Here is a 424-nt window from a genome sequence, read left to right as displayed (position 1 = left end):
GTATGGTCTTAAAATCACTAGATGCCACTAAGTAGTCAACGCCAGCAGTTAGCGCAGTAAAGTTAGACATTACACCAGTGCTCAGGTCAACATCCACTTTAGCAACTTTTACACCGGCATTTAGGTGCGCGCTAAACGGTGTCGTACCCATTATCACGACATCATTCTTCAGCGTCCTATCACTTGGAAGATTCACATTGATAGTGAACGGCATGATAGTACTCCAACCATCAGCTTCCCCCATGGCTACTTTTGGATCATTCAAGAGCCCCGTTGAATTTGCATCTAACGGAATATTTAGAGTGTGATCGTTGGTATTGAACAAGAAAAACGAAGGAAGAGGAACATCCGCTTCATTACCTAGAAGAGTGAAGCTAATTTTTGAACTTCTAGCTAATGATTGGTTGATTGCATCTGAATAAGG

The 424-nt window shown here is 42.2% G+C and carries 1 pseudogene; it reads right to left on the bottom strand.

The window, feature by feature from the left end:
- Positions 1–424, bottom strand: a pseudogene (locus AB4486_RS27690) (fumarate hydrolyase); the annotation flags it as partial.

The organism is Vibrio sp. 10N.222.55.C6 (genome assembly GCF_041473395.1).
In the GTDB taxonomy this organism is placed as follows: Bacteria; Pseudomonadota; Gammaproteobacteria; order Enterobacterales; family Vibrionaceae; genus Vibrio; species Vibrio crassostreae_C.
The sequence above is the reverse complement of the archived record's forward strand: the minus strand, read 5'-3'. Positions and strand labels throughout refer to the sequence as shown.